The following is a 25,670-nucleotide window of genomic DNA, read 5'->3' as shown; positions in this document are numbered from 1 at the left end:
TCTTGCATTTGTAAGAGCATGATCCGAGCTAGCCTATTCGTGAAGAACCGATCCGATGAGCGGTATAGCTGAATCCGGAGACCAATCATGTTGGTGCGATTAGTGATGTTGTCGGGTGCTTGTGGGGAGTCACGATGACCATGTCGATAGCCGGCGTTCTGCCGACGGCTCCACAATTGCTCTGTGCCTTCCAAGGCAGACGTTTTCAAGATCGAGTTCTGCTGCGCTCGGCGCACGCTCTCGCGGAGCTGCACGAACGCCGGGCCGAGATAAGCGATCTCATGTTGATCGCCGAGATCGATTGCCGGCGGGGCGAACTCGTTGACGATATCAACGACTGGGTGGAACAGGAACTGCCGCAGCACCGTAACGGCAGCCTGTTGCACACCGAAAGTCTGGGTGCGGTGGTCGACCGCATGGCCATGAGCTGGGTGGAAGCCAACCAGGTCATCGACGATGAGGGCGCGGCCAGCGATAACACCCATAAACACTGGTACCACCTGGCCGAACTCGTCGACGGCTACACTGATCTCGTAATCGATGTGGCCGGCGGCCGCCGCCGTTTACCGGAACAATGATTCCAAATGCATTGACACAATTGATGCATCGGCCCGGAAGCATTGCCGCCGGCGGTGACGTCAACCGAGCAGTGCTATCCGACCAGTAGCTCGCTCGAGCCGCAAGACGTCGCCCGCCTCGAGAACGGCGGGCGCAACGGGGCGCCCCGCCCGGCGTGCCGCGTGGTCGACTGGCGCGGCACGCTCGCTATACGGTGTTGCGCACATGCGTTGTTATACAAACGCTTCGGTTTGTTTTTGGTATTCGTTCCGCATTTCTCTTGATATGTCATTCGCGAAATTGTGAGTGAAATACGGCATTTCACATCCCAGTGGACGGAGTGCTGTCATGAATACCGGTGAGTACAGCGCCACCGCGCTCTATGAGCAAGCGCGGGGCGGCGTATTCCAGCTGGATCCCGCGGTCGCACGCGAGTGCGCCGCGCACTTCCTGCGCTTCGCGGACCTCCTCGATCCACAGGTCGAGCAGTCCGCCCGCATCCAGGCTCTCGGCGGGTTCGGCGGCTTCGATTCGGCTCGGCAGCTATGTCGTGGCTTCGAATCCAAGGCCGCCGAACTCACCGCGACCCTCACCACCCTCCAGGGGTGCGCCCTGCGCATGGCGGCCGCCTACCTGCTGGCCGCCGGGCTCATCCTGGACACCGACGAAACCCATTCCCGCGCACTGCTATCCGCCCGCGCGGGCCTCTGACTCCGGGACCGATCCCTCACCGGAGAACAGTTGGGCCGGCACCACTGCCAAGGTGCCGGCCCTACTGGCTGTTCCCGATCGTCCGCCTCAGCGCAGCGCGGCCCGGCCCTTCAAACGGCCCAGGAGGATCAGGGCGATCAAGGTGACCAGCACCAGCAGCGTGGTGCTGGCGGCCGCGTCGAACACCTCACCGCGGTCCGTGGCCGCGAAGATGCTGACGGGCAACGTCTTCCACGTCGCCGGGTAGACCATGATGGTCGCGCCGAGCTCACCCATGGACAGCGCGATGGCAAGGCCCGCCGCCGCGCCGAGCGCGGGCAGCAGGAGCGGCAACGTGATTCGGGTCAGCACGCGCACCGGGCCCGCACCCAGGGATTCGGCGGCCTGCTGATAGCCCGGGTCCAGGCGATCCAGTGCGGCCGAGACGCCGCTGAAGGCGTAGGCCAGCACCAGCACCGTATGGGCCAGGATCACAATCCATTTGGTGCCGCCGAGCAGCAGCGGCTTCTCGTTGAAGGCGATGAGCACGCCCAGGCCGATGGCCACCGAGGGGACCGCGACCGGGACGTGGAAGACCGCATCGGTGGTTCGGCGCAACCACTGCGGGGCCTCCCGGGAGGCCAGCGCCGCCCAGGTGCCCAGGATCAATGAGATGAGTCCGGCCAGCAGCGCGGTTTGCAGGCTGACCGAGAGGCTGGCCGATTCCTCGCCGGAGAGCACATGATCGAAATTGGCGAAGCCCAGGTCCGAGGGGAGCGGGCCGCTCCAGTGTCCGGCCAGAGCGGCGGCGACCACGGTCGCGATCGGGGCCACGAAGACCACGGTGACGACGACCGCGAAGAACGCCAGCACCAGCAGGCGGCCGCGTCGAGTCCATACCAGCATGGCTCAGCTCTCCTTCCGGGCGCTGGTGAGACGGGCGAACAGCAGGCGATAGCCGAGGTACAGGCTCAGTGACAGCAGCACCTGCACCGAGGCCAGCACCGCCGCGCCCGGCAGATCGAAGGTGACGATGCCGCGCGTGTAGATCAGCGCGGGCAGCGTGATCACACCCTTGGCCCCGGTGAACAGCACGATGCCGAATTCGTTGAGCGTCAACAGCAGTACGAGACTGCCGCCCGCCGCGAGCGCGGGCCACGCCTCCGGCAGCACCACCTGGCGCAGCACCCGCCACGGGGTCGCACCCAGGCTGGACGCCACATCCAACTGCTCACGCGGCAACTGCGCGAACGCCGCCAGCAGCGGCCGCACCACGAACGGGGTGAAGAAGGTGATCTCCGCGAAGATGATGCCCCACGGCGTGGACAGGAAGTTGATCGCGGGTTCGGTACTGCCGGTGAGGTTTGCGATCAGCGCGTTCACCGCACCCGCCGTCCCGTACAGGAAGGTGAAGGCCAGCGTCACCAGGAACGACGGCAGCGTCAGCACCGTGTCGATGAGGCGGCCGACCAGCTGTGATCCGGGAAACGGTATGAACGCCAACACGATCGCGAGGAACGTGCCGAGCACCAGACAGCCCGCGGTCGAACCGACGGCGATGGTTACCGTGCGCCACAACGCCTTCCGCACCGATTCCTCGGCCAGCACCCTGCTCCAGGTATCGGTCCCGCGCCCACCCGCCTTGGTCTCGGTGGATTCCAACAGCACCCGGAGAATCGGATACACCGCGATCCCGAGCACCACCAGCACCGGCGGCAAGGTCCACAGCACAGGCTTCCAGGACCGCCTCGGCGCGGGCTCCTCGGGAGCCGCTGCCGCCGAGGGTGATTCGAGTACGGCGGTCATCGCTGCCCCCGTTCCCGAGCGGCGGCGATCCCGCCGGACAGCTTCGACCACACGCCCACCCCTTCGGGGCGCGTGACTGTGTTCCGGCGGGCCGAGCGGCTGCGGACCCGGTCCGCGTTACCACCGCGGCGCAGCGTGATCGGGTGATCGTCGGCCATGCCCGCATCGCCGAGCCGCTGTTGTGCGGTCGGCAGCCCGGTGATCTGGTCGGGGTGCCGGGGTCGCCGTGTCGGCAGGGGGTTCATGCGCGCACCTCGGAATCGGCTGCGGCGGAGGCGTCTCCGATGGCGGGCGGGATGAGTACGCCCGCCGGGTCGGGGAACTTGACGCCGACATTGTCACCGGCGGTGATGTCGGTGTGGCCGGGGATATCGGCGGTGAATTCGACCGGGATACCCGGCACGGTCAGGTGCAGGCGGGTGGCCGCACCCTTCCATACGGCGGTGATCACGGTGCCGCGCAAGGCATCTCGTTCGGTGAGCGGCACGATGCGGACCGTATGCGGGCGCACGCACAGCATGGCCTCGGCATCGGGGGCCCAGTCGGGGCGGCCGACACCCGGGCGCGGGGCCTCCGCGCGCAGGGTGTGTTCGCCGACCGTGACCAGCGCCGCGGTGCCGGAGACGTGTTTGACGGTGCTGGGCAACAGGTTCGCGCCGCCCAGGAAGGATGCGGTGAAATCGGTGGCGGGCTGCTGCCACAGATTGTGCGCGGTATCGATATCGACCAGGCGGGCATCGCGCATCACCGCGATGCGGTCCGCCAGCGCGAGCGCCTCGGCCTGGTCGTGGGTCACGTACAGCATCGCCGTGTCCGGCAACGCCTTTCGCAGCTGCTGCAACTCGCCGAGCATGGACTGGCGCAGCTGCGCGTCCAGGGCGGCGAGGGGTTCGTCGAGCAGCAGCACCCGGGGTCGGATGGCGAGCGCGCGGGCGATGGCCACGCGCTGCTGCTGACCGCCGGAGAGTTCGCGCGGGAGCCGCTTGGCATAGGTACCCATGCCGACCATCTCCAGCGCCTCGGTCACGCGCGTGCCGATCTCATTGCGCGGCACCTGATGTGCCTTGAGCCCGAAGGCCACATTGTCGTGCACCCGCATATGCGGGAAGAGGGCGTAGGACTGCACCACCACCCCGATACCGCGCTTGGCGGGGGAGAGGTTGGTGACGTCGCGCCCGGCCAGTCGCACCGTGCCCGAGGTGGGCCGGACGAATCCGGCCAGGGCCTTGAGCGCGGTGGACTTGCCGGAACCGCTGGGTCCGAGCAGCGCAACCGTTTCCCCCGCGGCGACGCGCAGGTTGAAATCGGCCAGTGCGACAGTGCTTTTACGGCGATTGCCGTAGGTGACACCGACCCGGTCGAACACGATGGCCGGTTCGACGGCCTCGGTGCCGGTGGCCGTGGATGTCGTCAACGCGGAGGACATGGTTGCTGCTCCTGTGGTCGGGCGATTAGCTGCCGGTGGCCTTCGTGTACGCGGCGACATCGGTGTCGAGCGAATCGAGCACCGCGTTCCAATCCGGGTGCACCACATCGACATTGCGCACCAGCGAGGCCGGGGACACGGTGTTGCCGGTGGGCGCCGGGGCGTCCTTGAGATCGGTGCGCGCCGAGACGGCGTTGGCATCGGTCAGGGTCTTCTGCACATCGGCCGAGAGCAGGTAGGTCATCAGCTTCTTACCGGCGTCCGAATGCGGAGCGCCCTTGGCCAGGCCCATCAGGTAGGGCAGCGCCACGGTGGACTGCTTACCGTCGGCGGTGGCCGGGAAGAAGACGTTGAACTTGGAGCCCTTGTCCTTGATGGTCGCCAGGTTCATCTGCACATCGCCGTTGGCGATGAGGATCTCGCCCTTGTCGACCTTGGCCTGCAGCTTGCCGGTGGAGGAGGACGGGCCGACATTGTTGGCCTGCAGCTTGGCGAGGTAGTCCAGCGCGCCCTGCTTGCCGTAGAGCTGCTGCAGCAGGATCAGCACGGCGGTGCCGTCACCGGCCTGGCCGGGGGTGGAGTACTGGATCTTGCCCTTGTAATCGGGCTTGAGCAGATCGTCCCAGGTCACCTTGGCGGCCTCGACGGTCGGGTTGGCGATGAAGCAGAGGTAGTTGCCCGCCAGGCTCACCCAATTGCCCGCCGCGTCCTTCTCGCTGGCCGGGAACGCGCCCAGATCGACGCCGCTGGCCTGCAGCAGATTCGACTTGGCGGCCTTCTGCATGAACGGCGGCAGCGTCACGATGACATCGGCCTGCGGGTTGGACTGTTCCTTCTCCACGCGGTTCACGACCTCGCCGGAGCCGGCCTCGACCAGGTTCACCGAAATACCGGTCTGGTCCTTGAACTTCGCGAACTGGGTCTTGTACCAGTCGCCGACGCCGTCGGCGGAGTAGACGGTGACGGTCTTGCCGTCGCTCGAATCGCTGCCGGTGCCGCCGCAGGCGGTGAGGCTGAACGCGACCGCGGTGGCGGAGGTGAGAATGAGAGCGGTACGGGCGATGGTGCGTGCGAGGCGGTTGTTCTTATTACGCACGGTGACTGCAACTTTCAGTTCGTGGGGAGGTGTCGAGTCGAAGGGACGGGGGGTGTACCCGCCGCCCCCTCATGGATGCGGCGGAATCCTGGGGATCAGCCCTTGGTGAGCAGCAGTGCGGCGAAGTCGACCACCGACGGCACCACATGCGTCGCGCCCGCGGCGCGCAGCTGTTCCTCGTTATGCGCGCCGGTCAGCGTGCCCGCGACGATGCGCGCGCCCGCGGCCAGCCCGGTGCCGATATCGCTGGACGTATCGCCCAGTACCGCAACGCGATCCACGGCGTCGATGCCCAGGCGCAGCAGCGCGGTCAGCACCATGTCCGGGTAGGGGCGGCCGCGTCCGGCATCGGACGGGGCCAGGGTGAGATCGGCGATATCGTTCCAGCCCAGCGCGTTCAGCAGTTTGTCCTGGGTTTCGCGGCTGAAGCCGGTGGTCAGCGCCACCTTGATACCGGCCTTGCGCAGCGCCGAAATGGCTTCCTCCGCACCGGGAATCGGCGTGACACCGGCATCGGCGAATTCGGCGTAGGCGGCCTCGAAGGCGGTATTGGCCTGCTGGGCCCGGTCCTCGTCACCGAGCAGCGCCCGGAAGACAACGATCTTGGACTGGCCCATGGTGTCGATCACGTACTGCCGGGCGGCCTCGCGTTCGGGGCCCTGCTCCGGGATGCCCGCGCTGGTGGCGGCCACGTCGAAGGCGCGGATCACCAGCCCGTCATCGGCGACGGTGGTACCGGCCATATCCAGTACCGCGAGATCGATCTGCTTGTAGGACAACTGTTTTCCTTAAAGTCAGAGGTTGAGCAGGTCGGCGGTTTCCTCGCCGAGCGCGGGGCCGAGCGTCATACCGCGGCCACCCGGACCGGTGATCACCCAGACGTTGTCGGCGGCCTGCGCGCGGGTCACGATCGCGCCCGGATCGATGGACTGGCTGTACACGCCCGCCCAGCGCCGCACCACCTGCGGGAGTTTGCGGCCGAGTAGTTCCTCGGCGACGGTGACCAGGTGCTCATACGGCGCCTCGTCCACATCGAAGTTGAACGGCTCGTCGTATTCGTGGGTGTCACCGATGGTGAGCCCACCGTGCAGGCGCTGTACGCACAGCAGCTGCATCTTGTGCTGCGCGGCCGTGAACGGCTGCGCCTCTTCGTTATTGAGGCGATCGAGCTCCGGCCCCTGGAAGGCGGGGTAGTAGCGGAAGCTGTCGCCGTCGGCGAAGGCGGTGGTGAGCGGTTCGCCCAGTGGCGCGGTCTGCATCATCTGCAACCGCACCCGCCGCACCGGGATATCGCCGACGAGTTCGCGGGTCAGACCCGAATGTGCCGCGCCCGGGCAGGAAATCACCAGATCGCCCTCGTGGCGGCGGCCGCGATCATCGAGCACGGTGGTGCCGGTGATGCTCCGCGCCTCGGTGCCGCCGAAGAAGGTGTAGCGCCCGGTGGCCTCCATATAGCGGCGCAGCGCGGGCAGCGCCTGCCGGGACTCCACCGCGCCGTCCTTCGAACAGTGCAGTCCGGCAACGAATTTGCCGCGCAGGGCCGGGTTGACCTTGCGCACCGCGTCCGGATCCAGCAGTTCGAAACCGCGTTCGGCGGCCGACGGATTGCGCATGGCCGCCTCGGCGACGGCGAGTTCGTTCTCGGTGCGCACCAGCGTCATGGATCCGGCGGGCCGGAATCCGACGCCGGGCACCTTACCGCCGATCTCCTCCCACAGCTGGCGCGAGCGCAGCGTGATGTCGAGTTCGTTCGCGCTGCGGCCGGACACCCACACCAAACCGAAATTGCGGACGGTGGCGCCGCGCGCCTCCACCTCGCGTTCCAGTTGGATGACTTCGTGGCCGCGTCCGATCGCGGCGAGGGCGTGGGCGGTGCCGAGAATTCCTCCGCCGATGATGACCAATCGCATGGGACTCATGGTGGCCAATGGTCTAGACCTAGGAGTGTTTCGTGTGCAAACGCTAGGTTAACAATTGGTATAGACCAATCTTGTGTACATTGATGGGCATGGACACAACGGACGTTGCCGGGGTGGGCGCCCGTATACCGAAGTCGTACCGAGTGCGCACCGAACTCGAAGCGCTGCTCGGCGAACTCAATGAGGGCGATCCGCTGCCGTCGGAACGCGATCTCGCGCTGCGCTGCGGCGTGGCCCGCGAGACGGTTCGCCAGGCGGTGCGAGAGTTGCTGGTGGAGGGCAGGATTCGCCGCCAGGGTCGCGGCACGGTGGTCTCCCGCCCGAAGATGGTGCAGCCCTTGACCTTGCGCTCCTATACCGAGGGCGCGCTCAAATTCGGCCGCACGCCGGGGCGTCTACTCGTGGCGTGGACCGATATCCCCGCCGATCCGGACACCGCCCACGATCTCGAACTGACTCCGGGCACGCCGGTCATGCACCTGGAGCGGATACTGCTCGCCGACGGCGAACGCATCGGCCTGGAAAGCACATTCATGCCGCTGGACCGCTTCGCCGTGCTGCGCGACTTCTACGAACCACAGACCTCGCTGTATGCCGCCACCCGCGCCATGGGCGTCGCCTACGCCTCGGCCACCGAACGCATCGAAACGGTGCTGGCCTCACCGCGCGAGGCCGCACTGCTGGAATGCACCACCGCCCTGCCCATGCTGCTGCTGCACCGCCGCAGCGTGGACACCGACGGCACCCCGATAGAGCGGGTCCGCTCGCTCTATCGCGGCGACCGCATCGCCTTCCAGGCCACCCTCACCGACTGACCTCGCAGCTTGCCGAATCCGTGTGCGCAGTCACGAAATCCTGGCGCGCACAAGGGGTTCGGGTTATCGGAAGCTGTCAGGCGCAGGCGCGGTTGAGTTCATCGGTGACCGCGGCCAGGTCGGTGATCTCGGGATCGCGCAACGCATCCACATAGGCGGAGATGCTGTCGCGCTCGGCGCCACCGGCGACGGCCAGCAATCCGGAAAGCCGGTCGGCAAGGGCTGCCGTCGTGTCCGCATCGAGTCCCGCCGGGCTGTCGATCGCGGTGTTGATCAGCTCGATCGCCTTCGAGCACACCGGCGAACCCGCGTGAGCCGCCGGTCCCGGGATGATGACCGAACCGAGTACACCGGCGCCGAGCAGCACGCCGGCAAGAATCTTCGACATTTTGACCTCTACTACTGAACAGGGATAGGACGAGCGTCCTCGACGGTAGGCAGATTAAGCGCTTCCCGGTATCGGGCATATGTCCTAATTGTCGGCTATCGCGCCGAGCCGTCCTGGCGCGTACCCATTTGGCCGAGTGTGGTGGAGATATTGGCCAGGGCGGGGTGCTGGGGTGTCGGGGTGGCCGATCGGGTGGTCGCGGCGGATTCGTTATCGGCGGTGAGGCGGTAGACCGTGCGCTCCAGGATGGGCAGGATGGCGGTGATTTCCAGTGTGCCGCCAGCGAATCGGGCGATCAGGGCCATCACCATATTGGGCAGGATCAGGGCGATGTCCTCGATGTAGGACTGGTCCAGATCGCGCAGCGCCGCCTCGGCGATGGGGAGGATGGCCGAGACGCCCTGGACGTCCAGGCGATGGCCGCCGGGGGCGGTGCGGGCGTGGTGATACGCCTCGAGCATGGTGGGGTGCTTCTCCCAGGGCTCGAATACGCAGCGCAGCACGCGCGTCATGGCATCGCGCACCGATTCGCCCGGGCTGACGGGCGCCACCTCGGCGTAGGTGTGCTCGGTCATCCACTGTTCGAGCGCGGACACGATGAGCTCATCGCGGGTGGGGAAGAGCTTGTAGACCTTGGTGAGCGAGACGTGCGCGCGGCTCGCGACGGTGCGCAATTGCACGCCGTCGTAGCCGTTCTCGGCCAGCAGTTCCAGCACCACGGCGATTATCCGCGTATATGCGTCCGGCTCTTGATCTTTACCCACCCCATCATGGTAACTTCGTTACTGGTAACCCAGTTACCGGCGAGGGTTCACACCCGGAACCCGATCGGCGGGCGCACGCCCCGAGGACCTCTCGGCGGGCGAACCGTACTGTGGCTCAACGCATTACGAAAGGCTGCCCGCGGCGTCGCGGGACCGTGCCCATGACTTCATTCCTCAGGCCGCTACTGCGGCGATCCTTCATCTTCGGGGCCGCGCTCGCGCTGCTGCCGATCAGCGCCGCCTCCGGCCAGTGGCCCTCGGGGTCCTCCGGCGGGAATTCCACGGTGGCACGGGCGAATTGCGGGCCCGGCTCGAATCCGGAGACCGGCATGCAGGGCGATGTGCCCGCCGCCGACCGGGACAGCGGGCGCAGCCGGGACGGCTACACGTGCAATATCCGGCGGCTCGGCAACTACGCGGGCCGGGGCGGCGGTATCACCTCGGTGAGCTTCGAGCACTGCACCTATATCGGCACCTTCTTCCCCGGTGATCTGCTCGGACCGGTGCAGGGCGTGCAGGTGCTCGACGTCTCCGATCCGGCGAATCCGGTGCTGACGGCGAATCTCGACGAGCCCGCCATGCGAGCGGGGACCTGGGAAAGCTTGAAGGTCAACGAAACTCGCAAACTGTTGGTCGGTGCGGGCGTACCCGCGCTGACCGGTGCGGGACTGCTGTCGATCTACGACATCTCCGATTGCGCGCATCCGCGGCTGCTCAATCCCGGGCCGGGCACCGATCTGCGACTGCCGCTGCCGGTCACCTCGCACGAGGGTGGGTTCTCACCGGACGGCAACACCTACTGGAGTTCCGGTGTCGCACCGGGTTTGGTGAGTGCCGTGGATATCTCCGATCCCGCCGCGCCGCACGTGGTGTGGCAGGGATTGCAGGGCTTGTCCATGCACGGCTTCGGCTTCGCGGCCGACGGCAATCGCATGTACCTGGCCAATAACTTCGGCGGCCTCAACGTGCTCGATATCAGTGCGGTGCAGCGTCGCGATCCCAATCCGCAAGTGCCGCAGCTGGCTTCGATGACCTGGACCGACGGCTGGGCGACCCAGCACGATATCCCGGTGACTATCGGTGGCACGCCCTACGTGCTCACCGTGGACGAAGCGGGTTCGGGCGGGGTGAAGTTCATCGATATCTCCGATGAACGCAATCCGCGCATCGTCAACTCCATCAAGCTCGAGATCAATCAGCTCGTCAACCAGGACAGCATGCTGGCCTCCGCCTCGGGCGGTTCACTCTTCGGCTATGACGCGCACTACTGCGCCGCCGATCGCCCGATCGATCCCACCGCACTGGCCTGCGGCTGGACCTCCTCCGGCATAAGGGTTTTCGATATCCGCGACCCGCACGACATTCGCGAGATCGCCTACTACAACCCGCCCGCGCGCACCGGCGACAACACCGAACTGTGGAACTCGCCGCACGCACTGGCCTCGATCATCGGCCCGCCGCTGCTCGCCGCGCCGACCATCGCGCAGGCGGTCATCGCGGGGCAGTTCGATCTGTCCCAGGCACAGAGCTCGCGCACCGGCAGGATCGCGCTCGGCGATCTGTCCACCGACTGGTGCTTCTCCGCACCCGAATGGCGCGGTAACCAGCTCTGGACCACCTGCGCGGACAACGGTTTCCTGGCCCTCGAGCTGGACCCCGCTGTCTACAGTCCGCCCGCCGATCAGCACTCCACCATCGGTTCCTGATCGTTCCGCGACACCACACTTTCCGCACACCTCTCGAAGGTTTCGCATGCCTGTACTCTCGCGCCGCTCACTGCTGCTCGGCGCAACCGCCGCCGGAGCCATGCTCGTCGGCTCCCGAAATATCAATGGACGCAACAGTATTGCCGCGCGTGTCAACAGTGTCCCGCTGACCCGAGAGGAACACCGCGTCGTGGTCGTCGGCTCCGGCTTCGGCGGCGGCGTCACCGCGCTGCGCCTGGCCGAAGCGGGCGTTCAGGTGCTGCTGCTGGAGCGCGGCATGCGCTGGCCCACCGGGCCGAACGCGGAGACTTTCCCACGTGCGTCCGCGCCGGACAAGCGCATGCTGTGGTACCGCTCCAGTCCCGAACTATTCGGTAAGCCAATGGTTTTCGAGCCGTACACCGGACTGGTCGAAGCCGTGCCCGGCGAGAATATGACCGCCCTGTGCGCCGCCGGTCTCGGCGGTGGATCGCTGATCTACCAAGGCATGTCACTCCAGCCCACGGAGGCGGTGTTCAACACCCATTTCCCGGAGCAGTTGGACTGGGCGGCCATGAATCGCGTGCACTATCCGCGCGCGGCCCGCATGCTCGGGCTCGCGGTCGCACCGGATGAGCTCGTGGAAAGCCCCAACTACGCCTCGGCCCGCTATTTCGCCGACCGGGTTCGCCAGGCGGGGTTGCCGCTGTCCAAGATCCCCATGCCCATCGACTGGAACTACGCCCTCGCCGAATTGCGCGGGGAGATGAAACCGTCCTACACCAACGGCGACGGCGCGATGGGCGTCAACAACGGCGGTAAACATTCGGTCGACGTCACCTACCTGGCTGCCGCCGAGGCCACCGGCCGCGTGAATATTCAAACCCTGCACCAGGTTTCGGATATCGAACGCGCCCCCGACGGCCGCTGGACCCTGCACGTCCAACAGCTCGACACCGCCGGAACCGTCATCGCCGACAAACTCATCACCACCCCCGCCCTGGTGCTGTCGGCGGGCAGCCTCAACACCACCAGACTCCTCATGCGCGCGGGCGCGAAGGGTCATATCCCCGACCTCCCCGAGGGACTGGGCCAAGGCTGGGGCACCAACGCCGACCGCATCTACATCTGGACCGATCCCAACGCGAATTTCGGTACCGCACAGGGCGGTCCGGTCGTCTACGGCTCACTCAACTGGGACGACCCGCACACCGCGCATACCGTCATCCAGGCTTCCATCCCACCGCTTCCCATGGACCCGAAGAGCACCATGATGGTCGGCTACGGCGTCAGTGACGGCCGGGGTCACTTCACCTACGACTCCGCCACCGACGATGCCACCCTGCACTGGCCCGCCGACGGCGATGCCTTCATCCAGGACAACCACATCGGGCCTACCACCCGCCGAATCGCAGGCCCCGCAAGCACTCTCACCGACACCAACGCCGCATTCCCCTCCACCTGGCATCCTCTTGGCGGCGCGAGCATGGGCACGGTCTGCGACCTGAACGGCAGAGTCCTGGGCCAGCGCGGCCTCTACGTTCTGGACGGTGCCCTCATGCCCGGCAATACCGCCGCCTGCAATCCGTCCTTGACCATCGCGGCCGTGGCCGAACGCGCGCTCGACGCCCTGGTCGCCCAGGACGTCGGCACGGTGATCTGAAGCGGGACAGGCGATTACGCTCAGCGGACTTGCGGGGCCACCTTCTCGCCGAGCAGTTCGATATTGCGCAGCACCTTGTCGTGCGGCAGGGTGCCCACGCTGGTGTGCAGCATGAAGCGGTCCAGGCCGAGATCGTCGCGGACCTTGGCGATCTTGCCCGCCACGTAGTCGGGGGTGCCGACGAACAGGGAGCCGCTCTGCGACCGCAGCGCCGCGAACTGTTCGCGGGTCATCGGACCCCAGCCGCGTTCGCGGCCGATACCGGACATGGCGCGGGCGTACGGGGCGTAGAAGTCCGCGACCGCCTGCTCATCGGTTTCCGCGACATAGCCGTGCGCGTGCACCGCCACCGGCTGCTTCTCATGCCCGCCCTGCTCCAGCGCCTTGTGGTACAGCTCCACCAGCGGCTTGAAGCGCGCGGGCTGGCCGCCGATGATCGCGATGGCCAGCGGCAGGCCCAAAAGCCCTGCGCGGACCACGGATTCGGGGCTGCCGCCGACGGCGATCCAGACCGGTAGCGGCCGGTTCTCGGTGCGCGGGTAGACGATGGCGTCGGTCAGCGGAGCGCGGAAATTGCCCTCCCAGGTGACCGGGCCCTCCTCGCGGATCTTCAGCAGCAGTGCCAGCTTCTCCTCGAAGAGTTCGTCGTAGTCGGACAGGTCGTAGCCGAACAGCGGGAACGATTCGATGAACGAGCCGCGGCCCGCCATGAGTTCGGCTCGGCCGTTGGACAATCCGTCCAGGGTGGAGAAGTCCTGATAGGCCCGCACCGGATCGGCCGAGCTGAGCACCGTCACCGCACTGGTGAGCTGGATGCGCTCGGTGCGCGAGGCGATGGCGGCCAGCACCACGGCGGGGGAGGAGGCGGCGAAATCCTTGCGGTGGTGTTCGCCCACGCCGTACACGTCGAGTCCGGCCTGTTCGGTGACCACGGCCTCCTCGACCACCTGGCGCAGTCGTTCACCCGCGGTCGGCACCGGGCCGTCCCCGCCGACGGGGTGCGTCTCGGCGAATGTCGTCAGTCCCAGTTCCACGGCGTACGCACCTTCCAATGTTGTTTCCAAGTCAACCTGCGAGCTTAAACGGACCGTAGTCCGGAAACATTCCGCGCAGCTCGGGGAGAGTCGCCCGCATCGGCCGGATAGTCTTGTTCTCATGTCAGTGCGCACCCGCCAACCCCTCGTTCCCGGCACCCAATCGCCCATTCGTGAGGTGCCCAAGTCCATCGAGCGGCCCGAGTACGTCTGGAAGAAGACGGCCAAGGAGGGCAACGAGCCCTGGGTGCAGACGCCCGAAACCATCGAGGCCATGCGCATCGCGAGCAAGCTCGCCGCACAGGCCCTGGAAGAGGCGGGCAAGGCGGTCGCCCCCGGCGTCACCACCGATGAGCTCGACCGCATCGTGCACGAATACCTGATCGACAATGGCGCCTACCCGTCGACGCTGGGCTACAAGGGCTTCCCCAAGTCCTGCTGCACCTCGCTCAATGAGGTCATCTGCCACGGCATTCCGGACTCCACCGTCATCGAGGACGGTGACATCGTCAATATCGACGTCACCGCGTTCATCGGCGGCGTACACGGCGACACCAACAAGACCTACCTCGCGGGCGATGTCGACGAAGAGGTGCGGCTGCTCGTCGAGCGCACCGAAGAGGCCACGCTGCGCGCCATCAAGGCCGTCAAGCCGGGCCGGGCGCTCAATGTCATCGGCCGCGTCATCGAGTCCTACGCCAACCGCTTCGACTACGGCGTGGTGCGGGACTTCACCGGCCACGGCGTCGGCCCCACCTTCCACAGCGGCCTGGTGATCCTGCATTACGACCAGCCCGCCGTCGAATCCGAAATCGAAACCGGCATGACCTTCACCATCGAGCCCATGATCAACCTCGGCGGCATCGACTACGAGATCTGGCCGGACGGCTGGACCGTGGTCACCAAGGACCGCAAATGGACGGCCCAGTTCGAGCACACCCTGGTCGTCAACGAGAACGGCGCTGAAATCCTCACCCTGCCGTGAGTTCGGCCGCCGCCGGGCTCGTGATCGGGCAGCGCGCGTGAAAGGCGCACTGCTCATCGCGGGCACCACCTCCGACGCCGGGAAAAGCGTTGTCGTGGCCGGGCTCTGCCGCATGCTGGCCCGGCGCGGGGTGCGGGTCGCGCCGTTCAAGGCGCAGAACATGTCGAACAACTCCGTCGTCACCCTGGACGGCGGGGAGATCGGGCGCGCCCAGGCATTGCAGGCGCGCGCCTGCGGGCTGGAACCGAGCGTGCGCTTCAATCCGGTACTGCTCAAGCCCGGCAGTGACCGACGCTCACAACTCGTGGTGCGCGGCAAGGCAATCGACACCGTGGGTGCGAAGGACTACTTCCGGCATCGCACCGAATTGCGCGCCATCGTCGCCGAGGAATTGGCTTCCCTGCGCGCCGAATTCGACGTTGTCATCTGCGAGGGTGCGGGCTCACCCGCCGAAATCAACCTGCGCGCAACCGATCTCGCGAACATAGGCCTGGCCCGAGCCGCCGACCTCCCGGTCCTGCTGGTCGGCGATATCGATCGCGGCGGCGTGCTCGCCCATCTCTTCGGCACCGTCGCCATCCTGGAACCCGAAGACCAGCAACTCATCTCGGGCTACATCATCAATAAATTCCGCGGCGACGTCGACCTGCTCCGTCCCGGCCTGGATCAGCTCACCGAGCTGACCGGCCGCCCCACCCTCGGCGTCATCCCCTTCGCAGAAGACCTCTGGATCGATGCCGAGGACTCTCTAGGCACCATCGCAGACGCCCCTGTAGGCCGCTCCCAGCCCCCACTGGGCAGGGACTGGCTCACCGTCGCCGCCATCCGCCTGCCCCGCATCTCCAACTCCACCGACGTGGAAGCCCTCGCCTGCGAACCGGGCGTCTCCGTCCGCTGGGTCACCGACCCGTCCCGCCTCGCCGGAGCCGATCTGGTGGTCCTGCCCGGCAGTAAATCCACCGTCGGCGACCTGGAATGGTTGCGCCGCACCGGAATAGCCGCCACCCTCGAGGAACGCGCCGCCCGCGGCGGCCCCATCCTCGGCATCTGCGGCGGCTACCAAATGCTCGCCCGCACCATCGACGACCGAGTCGAATCCGCGGCGGGCACCGTCGAGGGCCTCGGCCTCCTCGATCTCGAAATCGAGTTCGCCGATCCGAAGGTGTTGCGCCGCAGCGTGGGTCACGCCCCCGAGTACTCGATTGCGGGCAGCGGCACGAACACCGACACGCATGACCACCGGCCCGCGGCGGAAGGCCCAGGAATTCCGGTGCACGGCTACGAGATTCACCACGGCCGCGTTCGGCACAACGGCGACCGGCCGTGGCTGCACCTCGACGGTGTCCCCGAAGGCAGTGTGCGCGGCGCGATCTGGGGCACCCACCTGCACGGTGCACTCGAATCCGACGAATTCCGCCGCGCCTTCCTCCGTGACGTGGCGTCCCACTCCACCGCAGATTTCATTGTCGCCGACAATGTCTCGGTCGCCGAGGTCCGAGCCACCCAGCTCGACCTGCTCGCCGACCTCATGGAGAAGTACCTCGACCTCTCCGCCCTCGAGCGCCTCATCGACACCGGCGCACCCCCGAACCTCCCAACCCTCGCGGTCAGCCGCTGAATATCCCCGACTCGTGCGGTCGGCCGGTGCGCACCACGTGCGAATCCTCGATCCCCGCACGGGAGCCGGTGTGATCGGCCGCGTGCGGAGGACTCTCGACCCGGAGGCCGTCTGAGTTTTCGCGCGGCGCGAGTCCCTCGGTGGTGGTCCCGGCCTTCCCTGGGGTGGGGTCGGTGTCGCACGGCACATGTGACTTTCGGCCGGGGTTCGGGTGGCGGCCGACACGTGGGAAGGGTTGGCCGACAGGCGAATCAGTGGTCTGTGCCACTTGGGAGGGCCGGTTTTCGGGGATTCGGCGCGGATCCGCCGAGGTCGCGGTGACGGCGATCACAGCAATCCGGGCGACACGCGTTCGGGGCGTTTGCGCGCCGTGTAGCGTGACTCGATATGGAATCTCGGCGGATCACGGTCGGTGACCGCGTATGGGCCGTGCGGGTCGGAGGCTCCGAATCCCGCCACCACGTGCTCCTACTTCCCGATGCGGGCGATCCGGCCGATGTATATGACCAGGTCTGTGCACGATTGCAGACCTCGGACCTGCGCACGATCGTTATCGAACCCGCGGACGGGCTCGATAACGCGGCGGTCTTCGGCATCCTCGACGAACTGAAGGTGCCCTGGGCGAACCTGGTCGGTGCGGGCACCGGCGCGGATCTGGCCTGGCAGCTGGCCGCGCGCGGCTTCGGCCGCTTCATGAGCCTCATCGCCGCGGGCAGCGGCCACCCGGCCGCTCCCGGCGCGGACGGCGCCATCGCGGACGCCACCTGCCCCCCGGTGGAAATCCCCACCACTCTGCTGGCCACCAAACGCCTGCCTCGCGCGGCCGCCGAAGCCTCCGGCCGCTACGTCTACGGCGAATTCCGCCTCGTCCCGGTCGATGTCACCGACGTCGCCACCGAAGCGGGCCACGAACTCGCCACCGAGATAGTCCTGCGCACCAGCTTCTGGTGACCCACCCCGCTCACTGACCGCGCCTCGAATCCGATGCGCGGTCAGCGGCTTTTCCGGGTCTTACGCCTTCGCCTGCGGCGACTCCGCCAGCCACGTCAGCCACGAATCCAACTCCGCGAACGCCTGGGTGCGCGGCTGTTCCGAGGACAGGAACACGTCGTGACGTGCGCCTTCGATCGGCACGATATTGGTGCGATCGCCCAGGCAACCCGCCCAGCGCTGAATCTGCTTCACATCCAGCACCACGTCCGAGACATCGGCGGCCGGACCGTACTTGGCCATGAACTTGGTCATCTTGGAGCGCAGCACCAGTGCGGGCACCCCGATATCGAGCCCACGATGCACCCGGGCGTGCCCGCGCCGGATCGCCCGCAGCCAGCCCGCGTGAACGGCGAAGCCGCTCAACGGCTTCCAGTCCAGGTTGTAATCCCATTCGCCGGATACGGTGTTGTGCAGGCTGTCTCCGTAGGTGGTCGCCTTGCCCAGCGGCAGCGCGGTCAGCGCGCTCAACCGCCCGACCCCCTGCAGCACCGCATTGCTCAGCGGGCTGCGGTAGTACGACGGCCCCTGCAGATCGAACCACGGGCTGTTCAGCACCAGCCCCGAAATCCCCTGTGCGCGAGACCCGCCCGCCGCGTTGAGCCGGTTCAGCCACAGCGAGGTGACCAGTCCGCCGGTCGAATGCCCCATCACGAGCACCGGCAGCCCGGTCTCCTCGCGAATGATCTTCAGGGACCGGTTCAGCTCCACGTCGTACAGCGCGAGATCGGTCACATAGTGCGGCGTCTGCCCGTCCCGGGTGGAGCGCCCGCACTTGCGCAGATCCAGCGCGTAGAAGGCGATGCCCTGCGCCGCCATGTGCTCGGCGAGGTGCTCCTGGAAGAAGTAGTCGGTGAACCCGTGCACGTACAGCACGGCGCTGCCGGCGGTCGGCGCGGACGCGGGCGTGTAGCGGATCAGCGTGGCGAAGGCGTCGCCCTGCCCGTCCGGGTCCGGCCCGAGCGCCAGAGTCAGCTGCTGATAATCGGATCCGAGCACGTCGGGCTGCCAAACGCCCGCCGCGCCGGTCGATGCGGACGTGGTTGCGGTTGATGACGTATCAGAGGTCACATGGCCCAATGTAAACGGCGAAGGTGAAAAATGAGCGTGGAGGTATCTCTCACATTCGGCCTTTTCGCTGCCTGATTTCGGCGTGTCCAGGGGCACAATCGAAGTTAGGTGAACGACGGGTAACCTAACTGCCGCTGGGTTGCCCTACACAGACAAGGAAGTCGATCAACGCCGTGTCGAACAATGCTGCCACGATTGAAAAGACCGATGTAGTCCTCATCGGCGCAGGCATCATGAGTGCCACCCTCGGCGCACTGCTTCGACAGGTGCAGCCGGACTGGTCGATCTCGCTCTTCGAGCGTCTCGATGCCGCCGCCGCGGAGTCCAGCGATCCGTGGAACAACGCGGGCACCGGTCACTCCGCCCTCTGCGAGCTGAACTACACGCCGCAGAACGCCGACGGCTCGGTGGAGATCGCCAAGGCCATCGATATCAACGAGCGCTTCCAGGTGTCGCGCCAGTTCTGGTCGCATGCGGTCGAGAACGGCATCCTGGCCAATCCCTCGAACTTCATCAACCCCATCCCGCACGTGAGCTTCACGCACGGCGCGGACGGCGTGGAATACCTGCGTAAGCGCCAGGAGGCGCTGTCGCGGCATCCGCTGTTCGAAGGCATGGAGTACATCAACAACAAGGACGAGTTCGCGCGGCGACTACCGCTGATGTCCAAGGGTCGCGATTTCTCCGATCCGGTCGCGCTGAACTGGACCGACTACGGCACCGATATCGATTTCGGTGAGCTCACCAAGGAGCTGCTGGCGTACCTGGGCAAGTCCGGTGCGGATATCGCCTTCGGGCACGAGGTGAAGAACCTCACCAAGCAGTCGGACGGCTCCTGGCTGGTCAAGGTCCGCAACCTGCGCACCGGCAAGACCCGCGTCATCCACGCCAAGTTCGTCTTCGTCGGCGCGGGCGGCGGCGCACTGCCGCTGCTGCAGAAGTCGGGCATCAAGGAGATCTCCGGTTTCGGCGGCTTCCCGGTGTCGGGTCTGTTCCTGCGCTGCAAGAACCCGGCCCTGATCGCCCAGCACGAGGCCAAGGTGTACGGCCAGGCTTCGGTCGGCGCGCCGCCGATGTCGGTGCCGCACTTGGACACTCGCGTCATCAACGGTGAGCGCGGGCTGCTGTTCGGCCCGTACGCGGGCTGGACGCCCAAGTTCCTCAAGGACGGCAAGAACACCGACCTGTTCAAGTCGGTGAAGCCGAACAACCTGTTCTCCATGCTCGGCGTCGGTGTCACCGAACTGAGCCTGGTCAACTACCTGGTGGGCGAACTGCTCAAGTCCCAGGCCGGTCGCGTGGACGCGATGGCGGAGTTCCTGCCGCGCGCCGACGGCCACGACTGGGATCTGATCATCGCCGGTCAGCGCGTACAGGTGATTCGCCGCAAGGGCGCGGGCGGTGTGCTCGAGCTCGGCACCGCGGTCGTCGCGGCCGAGGACGGCACCATCGCCGGTCTGCTCGGCGCCTCGCCGGGCGCGTCGACCTGTGTGAGCGCCATGCTCGATGTGATGAAGCGCTGCTTCCCGCGTGAATTCGGTTCGTGGGAGCCGAAACTCAAGGAAATGGTGCCCTCGCTCGGGGTCAAGCTGTCCGAGAATCAGGCGCTGTTCTCCGAGGTCTGGGATTGGTCGCAGAAGGCCCTGCACCTGGCCGACGCGAACACGCCGAACCATTCCGGGGTCGCTTCTCACGCCTAGGTGTGATAGCAACAATCGATGATGTCAACGGTTGCTCTCAAAAGGTCGTGGGCCCAGGATCTGGACACCTCGACTCTGTACAAGCTGTTGAAACTTCGCGTGGAGGTTTTCGTCGTCGAGCAGAAGTGCGCCTATCCCGAACTCGACGGTCTCGACCTCGGTCCGGAAACCCGGCACTTCTGGCTCGACGACGAGGGTGATGTCATCTGCACCCTCCGACTGCTCGAAGAGCATGACGACGGCGTGAAGTCCTTCCGCATCGGCCGCCTGTGCACCACCCCGGCGGCCCGCGGGCACGGCTACACCACCCGCGTACTGCAGGCGGCCCTCGCCGAAGCGGGATCGGGCGCGACGGTTCGCCTGAACGCCCAGACCTACCTGGTCGATATGTACACCAAGCACGGTTTCAAGATCGACGGCGAAGAGTACATCGAAGACGGCATCCCGCACATCCCGATGCGCCGAGGCTGAGACTGCAAGCCCCGCAACCGAATTCGGTTGCGGGGCTGTTTTTCTATCTGCCTGCCCGGGGTCCGGTGATCGGCGGCGGCACGGCAATCCGGCCTGGCGACCGGGGGTGTGACCGGGCGGGACCGCGGGTGAGTGCGGGGTCATAGCCGGTTCGATGTGGCGCGCGCATAGAGTTGGGGTGTGGCGGTTTCCTCTGCGGTGTATACCGAATCCAAGCGTGCGGCCTCCGATGTCGAGGCAGGCTTTCCGTTCTCGGCGGTCGTCGGGCAGGAACGGCTGCAGCTGGGATTGATTCTCTGCGCGGTGCACCCCGGTATCGGCGGTGTGCTGGTGCGCGGCGAGAAGGGGACCGCGAAATCGACCGTGGTGCGCGCGCTGGCGCAATTGCTGCCGCCCGTGGTGGATGAGAGTGGGGCGCGCCCGGCTCGGCTGGTGGAGTTGCCCGTGGGGGCCACCGAGGACCGCGTGGTCGGCTCGCTGGACCTGGAGCGGGTGCTGCGCGATGGCGAACAGGCGTTCAAGCCCGGCCTGCTGGCCGCGGCGCATCACGGCGTGCTGTACGTCGACGAGGTGAACCTGCTGCACGACCATCTGGTCGATGTACTGCTCGACGCCGCCGCCATGGGCCGCGTGCACATCGAACGCGACGGCGTATCGCATTCGCATCCGGCGCGATTCGTACTCGTCGGCACCATGAATCCCGAGGAGGGCGAACTCCGGCCGCAGCTGCTGGACCGCTTCGGCCTCACCGTGGACGTCGTCGCCTCGCGCGATGTGGACACCCGCATGGCGGTGGTGCGCCGCCGCCTCGACTACGAGGCCGATCCGGCCGCATTCGCCGCGGACTACGCGCCCGCCGATCGTGAAGTGGCCGAACGCATTCTGACCGCGCGCGATCGACTCCCCGCCATCGCGCTCGACAATGTGGAACTGCGCCGAATCGCCGCGCTCTGCGCCACCTTCGATGTGGACGGTATGCGCGCGGACCTGGTCGTCGCCCGCACCGCCACCGCGCACGCCGCCTGGCGCGGCGGTGACGCGGTCACCGAGGCCGATGTGCGCATCGCCGCCGAACTCGCACTGCCGCATCGCCGTCGGCGCGATCCATTCGACGAACCCGGCATCAGCGAGGAACAGCTCGACGACGCCATGCAAAAGGCGGCGGAGGAAGCGGCTCGCGCCGGTGACGACCTGGGAAAAGGTGAAGCGGCTTCGCAGGATGCGGAGCCGCAGGACCTCGACCCGGATGACGATCCCGACGGTGGCGTGGAGGACCCGAATTCGCCCTCGAGTGAAGCGGATTCGGCGCAGGACGCGAACACCGGGCCTGACGCGAATTCGGATCCGGCGCGACCGGCACCCGATGGCGCGCAACAGGATTCGCTCGACGCATCGCAGGACGGGATGCTGCCGGACGGATCGGACGACACGCTTCCGGATGGGCCGCTCGACGATCCCACCGGACGCGACGCCGATGCCACCGAGGACAACCGGAACCCGAACGGCGGCAAGGCATCCGCCCGCGAGGGCCGCTCCGCCACCCCGGCCGGTTCGATCGCCAAACCCCCGCGCTGGGAGGTCCCCGGTGTAGGCGAGGGCGCGCCCGGCCGCCGTTCCCGCGCCCGCACCCGCCAGGGCCGGGTCGTGCGCGCCACCCCCGAAACCGGTACCGGCCTGCACCTGCTCGGCACCATTTTCGCCGCCGCCCCGCATCAGCGTGCCCGCGGCCGTATTTCCGGCCCGATCGAATTCGCCCCCGGCGATCTGCGCGGCGCGTATCGCGAAGGCCGCGAAGGCAATCTGGTCGTCTTCGTCGTCGACGCCTCCGGCTCCATGGCCTCCCGCGACCGTCTGGCCGCCGTCACCGGCGCTGTGGTGGCCCTGCTTCGCGACGCCTACCAGCGCCGCGACAAGGTCGCCGTGATCACCGTCCGGGGCGCGGACGCCGAACTCGTGCTCCCGCCGACCTCCTCGGTCGATATCGCCGTGCGCCGCCTGGCCGATATGCGCACCGGCGGCAAAACCCCACTCGCCCAGGGTCTCCTGAAGGCCCGCGAGGTCATTCACCGCGAACACGTCCGCGACCCGCACCGCCGTCCCATGCTCGTGATGCTCACCGACGGCCGCGCCACCGGCGGCCCGACCCCGGTCCCGCGCGCCCGCACCGCCGCCCGCCTGCTGGCCAACGAATCGGTCACCGCCATGGTCATCGACTGCGAACGCGGCATGATCCGCCTCGGCCTGGCCCGCGACCTCGCCCGCGATCTCCGCGCGGGCTACCTCCAGCTGTCCGAACTCACCGGTGACTCGGTGGCGGGCGCGGTCCGGGCCACCCGCGCCGCCTGAACCATGCGATCACCGGTGTCGCCCGACAAGCGGGCTCGCGGCCTGCCCGGTGATCGTGCGGCCCGGATCGCACCGGACGCACGCCCATAGCTCGTTGAGTCGTGAACGTGTGCGGGAACCTCCCGCGGGCATTGTTCGTCGTACCGATATGCGTGGTTTATCTGCTCTCCGGCGGATCGCGGTGGCGATCGCGCACGCGCTGAGCTGATCGCGCGCCCGGCGGCGGACTCGCACCGGGCATGTGGCACGGTGGGATGAGCGTTCGGCGCACGCCGCGCGGTGAGAGGAGTTCGATTCCATGCCTCAGGGTGTTCCGCTGGCCGAGAGCATTCCGGACGACGGGCTGACCACGCGGCAGCGCCGGAATCTGCCGGTGCTGGCCGTGCATACCGGGCCGGGCAAGGGTAAGTCGACCGCGGCCTTCGGGATGGCGTTGCGGGCGTGGAATCAGGGCTTCGATGTAGCGGTGTTCCAGTTCGTGAAGAGCGCCAAATGGAAGGTCGGCGAGGAAGCCGCCTTCCGCACCCTCGGCACGCTGCACGAGGAGACCGGCGCGGGCGGCGCGGTGGAATGGCACAAAATGGGCGAGGGCTGGTCCTGGTCCCGCAAACAGGGCTCCGATGAGGACCACGCCGCCGCCGCGCTCGCGGGCTGGCAGGAGATCGCCCGTCGCATCGCCGCCGAACAACACCGCTTCTACGTCCTCGACGAATTCACCTACCCCCTCAAATGGGGCTGGGTCGACGTCGACGAGGTGGTCGAAACCCTGCGCAACCGCCCCGGCAACCAGCACGTGGTCATCACCGGCCGCGACGCCCCGCAGGCGCTACTCGACGTAGCCGACCTCGTCACCGAGATGACCAAGGTCAAGCACCCCATGGACGCGGGCCGTAAGGGCCAGCGCGGTATCGAATGGTGAGCGTCGCCCCTGCCGAGCGCGCTGTCGATTCCGCCGGAACCGGCATCGGCGGTGCCATGGTGCGCCTGGCGAGCGGTGCGGCCGGAGCAGGCATCGGCCGCGCCGCGCCGCGCGTCGCTGTCGGGGGCGCGTGGTGAGCGTGCCCGCCGTCGTTATCGCCGCACCCGCATCGGGCAGCGGAAAGACCACGCTCGCAACCGGTTTGATCGGTGCGCTGCGCCGTGCCGGGCACCGGGTGGCCCCTTTCAAGGTCGGCCCCGACTACATCGACCCGGGCTACCACGGCCTCGCCGCCGGACGTCCCGGCCGCAACCTGGATCCGGTGCTGTGCGGCACCGAACGCATCGCGCCGCTCTACCTGCACGGCAGCGCCGACTGCGATATCGCGGTGGTCGAGGGCGTCATGGGCCTGTTCGACGGCCGTATCGACGAGAACAACTCCGACCCCATCGCCGAGGGCTCCACCGCCCAGATCGCCGCCATGCTCGGCGCACCGGTCATCCTGGTGGTCGACGCCCGCGGCCACAGCCAGAGCCTGGCCGCCCTGCTGCACGGTTTCGCCACCTATGACAGCGGAATCCGTTTGGGCGGAGTGATTCTCAACCGTGTCGGCAGCGAACGCCACGAACAGGTGCTGCGCGCCGCCTGCACCCGAGTCGGCCTCCCCGTGCTCGGCGCACTCCCGCGCCTGGCCGAATTGGAAGTCCCCTCCAGACATCTCGGCCTGATCCCGGCGGTGGAGCATGGCTCCGCCGCCCAGGCAGCCGTGGACGCTATGACCGATCTCGTTGCCGCACACATAGATCTGGCTGCGGTAGTGGCACTGGCGAGCTCGCAGACCTCCGGCCCGAGCTGGAATCCCGCCGAGGAACTGCACCTCGCCGCCGAATCGGGTTCCGGCGCAGGCGCTCTCATCGCGCAGCTGGAGCATGGACCCGCTGCGCGCGTCGTGCCGACTGTCGCGCGGGTGGCTGGGGATTCGGAGCGGGCCGCCGCCGGGGCCGGGTGGGATCGCGGCACCGATCAGGCGTTCGTCACCGGCGGACCGATTGTTGCCGTGGCGGGCGGGGCTGCCTTCACCTTCGGTTACGCCGAGCATCGCGAACTTCTGGAGGCGGCGGGCGCGCGGGTTGTAGTGTTCGACCCGATGCGCGACGAACTTCCTTCCGGTACAGCGGGTCTGGTGATTCCCGGCGGCTTCCCGGAGGAGCACGCCGCCGCCCTCGCCGCCAACGTGCCCCTGCTCGAACAGATCGCCGCCCGGGCCGAGCGCGGCCTCCCCATCCACGCCGAATGCGCGGGCCTGCTCTACCTCACCCGCTCCCTGGACGGTCACCGCATGGCCGGAGTCATCGACGCCACAGCCGAATTCGGCCCCCGCCTCACCCTCGGCTACCGAGACGCCGTGGCCCTCACCGATTCACCGCTGTGGCGCGCGGGTGAACGCGTGCGCGGCCACGAATTCCACCGCACCCGCCTCACTGCACCCGCCGCGAACCCCGCCGCCTGGGCCTGGCGCGCGCCCTCCGGCGAAACAGTCCGCGAAGGCGCGACAACCCACCATGTCCACGCCTCCTACCTGCACACCCACCCCGCCGGAAACCCGAGCGCGATAGCGCGATTCGTCGCCACCGCCCGCGCTTTCGCCGACGACGAAGCGCTCGTATGAGACGCCGCCGCCTCCGACCCGGCCCGGACAGGTCGGCACCGAGTCGATTACCGAGAT

General features: G+C 67.4%; 25 protein-coding genes. 14 read left to right on the top strand and 11 right to left on the bottom strand.

Annotated elements, in window-relative coordinates:
* The first annotated feature begins 134 nt into the window (after nucleotides 1–134).
* Both ACFC0O_RS07270 and ACFC0O_RS07265 read left to right on the top strand, forming a co-directional pair.
* A complete protein-coding gene (locus ACFC0O_RS07270) occupies nucleotides 135–578 on the top strand; it encodes a DUF4254 domain-containing protein (RefSeq protein ID WP_375954596.1) in 444 nt (147 codons plus the stop codon).
* Nucleotides 579–906: 328 nt separating this feature from the next.
* Entirely contained in the window at nucleotides 907–1,269 is a 363-nt protein-coding gene (locus ACFC0O_RS07265) for a hypothetical protein (RefSeq protein ID WP_375954595.1), read from the top strand.
* A gap of 87 nt (nucleotides 1,270–1,356) precedes the next feature.
* On the opposite strand, the gene ACFC0O_RS07260 is transcribed toward ACFC0O_RS07265, so the two are convergent.
* The 7 genes from ACFC0O_RS07260 to ACFC0O_RS07230 form a co-directional block, all read right to left on the bottom strand.
* Nucleotides 1,357–2,154, bottom strand: a complete 798-nt coding sequence (locus ACFC0O_RS07260) for an ABC transporter permease (RefSeq protein WP_375954593.1) — start codon at nucleotides 2,152–2,154, stop codon at nucleotides 1,357–1,359.
* Nucleotides 2,155–2,157: 3 nt separating this feature from the next.
* Complete coding sequence (locus tag ACFC0O_RS07255) at nucleotides 2,158–3,054, bottom strand: 2-aminoethylphosphonate ABC transporter permease subunit (protein WP_375954591.1); 897 nt, start codon at nucleotides 3,052–3,054, stop codon at nucleotides 2,158–2,160.
* Nucleotides 3,051–3,299, bottom strand: a complete 249-nt coding sequence (locus tag ACFC0O_RS07250) for a hypothetical protein (RefSeq protein WP_375954588.1) — start codon at nucleotides 3,297–3,299, stop codon at nucleotides 3,051–3,053. The genes ACFC0O_RS07255 and ACFC0O_RS07250 overlap by 4 nt, the downstream gene beginning before the upstream one ends.
* Entirely contained in the window at nucleotides 3,296–4,480 is a 1,185-nt protein-coding gene (locus ACFC0O_RS07245) for an ABC transporter ATP-binding protein (protein ID WP_375954586.1), read from the bottom strand. The genes ACFC0O_RS07250 and ACFC0O_RS07245 overlap by 4 nt, the downstream gene beginning before the upstream one ends.
* A 25-nt stretch (nucleotides 4,481–4,505) precedes the next feature.
* Nucleotides 4,506–5,576 (bottom strand): 2-aminoethylphosphonate ABC transporter substrate-binding protein, encoded by a 1,071-nt coding sequence (locus ACFC0O_RS07240; protein WP_375954584.1) that lies wholly within the window; start codon nucleotides 5,574–5,576, stop codon nucleotides 4,506–4,508.
* Nucleotides 5,577–5,671: 95 nt separating this feature from the next.
* Entirely contained in the window at nucleotides 5,672–6,355 is a 684-nt protein-coding gene (locus tag ACFC0O_RS07235; protein ID WP_375954582.1) for a phosphonatase-like hydrolase, read from the bottom strand.
* 15 nt (nucleotides 6,356–6,370) lie between these two features.
* Nucleotides 6,371–7,486: a TIGR03364 family FAD-dependent oxidoreductase gene (locus ACFC0O_RS07230; RefSeq protein ID WP_375954581.1), complete on the bottom strand. Its 1,116-nt coding sequence runs from the start codon at nucleotides 7,484–7,486 to the stop codon at nucleotides 6,371–6,373.
* 98 nt (nucleotides 7,487–7,584) lie between these two features.
* On the opposite strand from ACFC0O_RS07230, the gene ACFC0O_RS07225 reads away from it, so the two are divergent.
* Nucleotides 7,585–8,310 (top strand): GntR family transcriptional regulator, encoded by a 726-nt coding sequence (locus ACFC0O_RS07225; protein ID WP_375954579.1) that lies wholly within the window; start codon nucleotides 7,585–7,587, stop codon nucleotides 8,308–8,310.
* Between the two features lie 76 nt (nucleotides 8,311–8,386).
* On the opposite strand, the gene ACFC0O_RS07220 is transcribed toward ACFC0O_RS07225, so the two are convergent.
* Together ACFC0O_RS07220 and ACFC0O_RS07215 are read right to left on the bottom strand one after the other, a co-directional pair.
* Nucleotides 8,387–8,698, bottom strand: a complete 312-nt coding sequence (locus tag ACFC0O_RS07220; RefSeq protein ID WP_375954578.1) for a hypothetical protein — start codon at nucleotides 8,696–8,698, stop codon at nucleotides 8,387–8,389.
* Between the two features lie 95 nt (nucleotides 8,699–8,793).
* Complete coding sequence (locus ACFC0O_RS07215; RefSeq protein WP_375954575.1) at nucleotides 8,794–9,462, bottom strand: TetR family transcriptional regulator; 669 nt, start codon at nucleotides 9,460–9,462, stop codon at nucleotides 8,794–8,796.
* Nucleotides 9,463–9,623: 161 nt separating this feature from the next.
* On the opposite strand from ACFC0O_RS07215, the gene ACFC0O_RS07210 reads away from it, so the two are divergent.
* Nucleotides 9,624–11,168 carry an LVIVD repeat-containing protein gene (locus ACFC0O_RS07210; RefSeq protein ID WP_375954572.1) on the top strand — a complete coding sequence of 515 codons (1,545 nt, stop codon included), beginning with the start codon at nucleotides 9,624–9,626 and terminating at the stop codon, nucleotides 11,166–11,168.
* A 46-nt stretch (nucleotides 11,169–11,214) separates the two neighbouring features.
* Nucleotides 11,215–12,810: a GMC oxidoreductase gene (locus tag ACFC0O_RS07205; protein WP_375954570.1), complete on the top strand. Its 1,596-nt coding sequence runs from the start codon at nucleotides 11,215–11,217 to the stop codon at nucleotides 12,808–12,810.
* A 20-nt stretch (nucleotides 12,811–12,830) separates the two neighbouring features.
* On the opposite strand, the gene ACFC0O_RS07200 is transcribed toward ACFC0O_RS07205, so the two are convergent.
* A complete protein-coding gene (locus tag ACFC0O_RS07200; RefSeq protein ID WP_364630786.1) occupies nucleotides 12,831–13,844 on the bottom strand; it encodes an LLM class flavin-dependent oxidoreductase in 1,014 nt (337 codons plus the stop codon).
* Between the two features lie 121 nt (nucleotides 13,845–13,965).
* Between ACFC0O_RS07200 and map the strand changes: the two genes are divergently transcribed.
* The 3 genes from map (at nucleotide 13,966) to ACFC0O_RS07185 (ending at nucleotide 17,398) form a co-directional block, all read left to right on the top strand.
* Entirely contained in the window at nucleotides 13,966–14,829 is an 864-nt protein-coding gene (gene map, locus ACFC0O_RS07195; protein ID WP_375954568.1) for a type I methionyl aminopeptidase, read from the top strand.
* Between the two features lie 37 nt (nucleotides 14,830–14,866).
* A complete protein-coding gene (locus ACFC0O_RS07190) occupies nucleotides 14,867–16,447 on the top strand; it encodes a cobyric acid synthase (RefSeq protein ID WP_375954566.1) in 1,581 nt (526 codons plus the stop codon).
* 387 nt (nucleotides 16,448–16,834) lie between these two features.
* On the top strand, nucleotides 16,835–17,398 hold the full coding sequence (locus ACFC0O_RS07185) for an alpha/beta hydrolase (protein WP_375954564.1): 564 nt from the start codon (nucleotides 16,835–16,837) through the stop codon (nucleotides 17,396–17,398).
* Nucleotides 17,399–17,458: 60 nt separating this feature from the next.
* Here the strand turns inward: ACFC0O_RS07185 and ACFC0O_RS07180 are convergent, their stop codons facing one another.
* Complete coding sequence (locus ACFC0O_RS07180) at nucleotides 17,459–18,508, bottom strand: alpha/beta hydrolase (RefSeq protein WP_375954562.1); 1,050 nt, start codon at nucleotides 18,506–18,508, stop codon at nucleotides 17,459–17,461.
* Nucleotides 18,509–18,741: 233 nt separating this feature from the next.
* On the opposite strand from ACFC0O_RS07180, the gene mqo reads away from it, so the two are divergent.
* The 6 genes from mqo to ACFC0O_RS07150 all read left to right on the top strand — a co-directional run bounded on the left by mqo (nucleotide 18,742) and on the right by ACFC0O_RS07150 (nucleotide 25,613).
* A complete protein-coding gene (mqo, locus tag ACFC0O_RS07175) occupies nucleotides 18,742–20,208 on the top strand; it encodes a malate dehydrogenase (quinone) (protein ID WP_375956021.1) in 1,467 nt (488 codons plus the stop codon).
* Between the two features lie 18 nt (nucleotides 20,209–20,226).
* The gene (locus ACFC0O_RS07170; RefSeq protein WP_364630803.1) at nucleotides 20,227–20,679 is read left to right on the top strand and encodes a GNAT family N-acetyltransferase; all 453 of its coding nucleotides are present in this window, start codon (nucleotides 20,227–20,229) and stop codon (nucleotides 20,677–20,679) included.
* A 180-nt stretch (nucleotides 20,680–20,859) separates the two neighbouring features.
* On the top strand, nucleotides 20,860–23,025 hold the full coding sequence (locus ACFC0O_RS07165) for a VWA domain-containing protein (RefSeq protein ID WP_375954560.1): 2,166 nt from the start codon (nucleotides 20,860–20,862) through the stop codon (nucleotides 23,023–23,025).
* 298 nt (nucleotides 23,026–23,323) lie between these two features.
* A complete protein-coding gene (gene cobO / locus ACFC0O_RS07160) occupies nucleotides 23,324–23,944 on the top strand; it encodes a cob(I)yrinic acid a,c-diamide adenosyltransferase (protein ID WP_375954559.1) in 621 nt (206 codons plus the stop codon).
* Nucleotides 23,941–24,081: a hypothetical protein gene (locus tag ACFC0O_RS07155; protein ID WP_375954557.1), complete on the top strand. Its 141-nt coding sequence runs from the start codon at nucleotides 23,941–23,943 to the stop codon at nucleotides 24,079–24,081. The genes cobO and ACFC0O_RS07155 overlap by 4 nt, the downstream gene beginning before the upstream one ends.
* Nucleotides 24,078–25,613 (top strand): cobyrinate a,c-diamide synthase, encoded by a 1,536-nt coding sequence (locus ACFC0O_RS07150; protein WP_375954556.1) that lies wholly within the window; start codon nucleotides 24,078–24,080, stop codon nucleotides 25,611–25,613. Before ACFC0O_RS07155 ends, ACFC0O_RS07150 begins: the two co-directional genes overlap by 4 nt.
* The last annotated feature ends 57 nt before the right edge of the window (nucleotides 25,614–25,670 follow it).

It is taken from the genome of Nocardia sp. NPDC056100, from assembly GCF_042266325.1.
Taxonomy (GTDB): domain Bacteria; phylum Actinomycetota; class Actinomycetes; order Mycobacteriales; family Mycobacteriaceae; genus Nocardia.
The sequence above is the reverse complement of the archived record's forward strand: the minus strand, read 5'-3'. Positions and strand labels throughout refer to the sequence as shown.

What these genes read in the sequence shown, in the direction of transcription:
- ACFC0O_RS07265 (WP_375954595.1), top strand. Translation starts at nt 907, where the DNA reads ATGAATACCGGTGAGTACAGCGCCACCGCGCTCTATGAGCAAGCGCGG.
- map (WP_375954568.1), top strand. Translation starts at nt 13,966, where the DNA reads ATGTCAGTGCGCACCCGCCAACCCCTCGTTCCCGGCACCCAATCGCCC.
- cobO (WP_375954559.1), top strand. Translation starts at nt 23,324, where the DNA reads ATGCCTCAGGGTGTTCCGCTGGCCGAGAGCATTCCGGACGACGGGCTG.
- ACFC0O_RS07210 (WP_375954572.1), top strand. Translation starts at nt 9,624, where the DNA reads ATGACTTCATTCCTCAGGCCGCTACTGCGGCGATCCTTCATCTTCGGG.
- ACFC0O_RS07170 (WP_364630803.1), top strand. Translation starts at nt 20,227, where the DNA reads ATGATGTCAACGGTTGCTCTCAAAAGGTCGTGGGCCCAGGATCTGGAC.
- ACFC0O_RS07220 (WP_375954578.1), bottom strand. Translation starts at nt 8,698, where the DNA reads ATGTCGAAGATTCTTGCCGGCGTGCTGCTCGGCGCCGGTGTACTCGGT.
- ACFC0O_RS07260 (WP_375954593.1), bottom strand. Translation starts at nt 2,154, where the DNA reads ATGCTGGTATGGACTCGACGCGGCCGCCTGCTGGTGCTGGCGTTCTTC.
- ACFC0O_RS07255 (WP_375954591.1), bottom strand. Translation starts at nt 3,054, where the DNA reads ATGACCGCCGTACTCGAATCACCCTCGGCGGCAGCGGCTCCCGAGGAG.
- ACFC0O_RS07245 (WP_375954586.1), bottom strand. Translation starts at nt 4,480, where the DNA reads ATGTCCTCCGCGTTGACGACATCCACGGCCACCGGCACCGAGGCCGTC.
- ACFC0O_RS07225 (WP_375954579.1), top strand. Translation starts at nt 7,585, where the DNA reads ATGGACACAACGGACGTTGCCGGGGTGGGCGCCCGTATACCGAAGTCG.
- ACFC0O_RS07230 (WP_375954581.1), bottom strand. Translation starts at nt 7,486, where the DNA reads ATGCGATTGGTCATCATCGGCGGAGGAATTCTCGGCACCGCCCACGCC.
- ACFC0O_RS07250 (WP_375954588.1), bottom strand. Translation starts at nt 3,299, where the DNA reads ATGAACCCCCTGCCGACACGGCGACCCCGGCACCCCGACCAGATCACC.
- mqo (WP_375956021.1), top strand. Translation starts at nt 18,742, where the DNA reads ATGAGTGCCACCCTCGGCGCACTGCTTCGACAGGTGCAGCCGGACTGG.
- ACFC0O_RS07185 (WP_375954564.1), top strand. Translation starts at nt 16,835, where the DNA reads ATGGAATCTCGGCGGATCACGGTCGGTGACCGCGTATGGGCCGTGCGG.
- ACFC0O_RS07270 (WP_375954596.1), top strand. Translation starts at nt 135, where the DNA reads ATGACCATGTCGATAGCCGGCGTTCTGCCGACGGCTCCACAATTGCTC.
- ACFC0O_RS07205 (WP_375954570.1), top strand. Translation starts at nt 11,215, where the DNA reads ATGCCTGTACTCTCGCGCCGCTCACTGCTGCTCGGCGCAACCGCCGCC.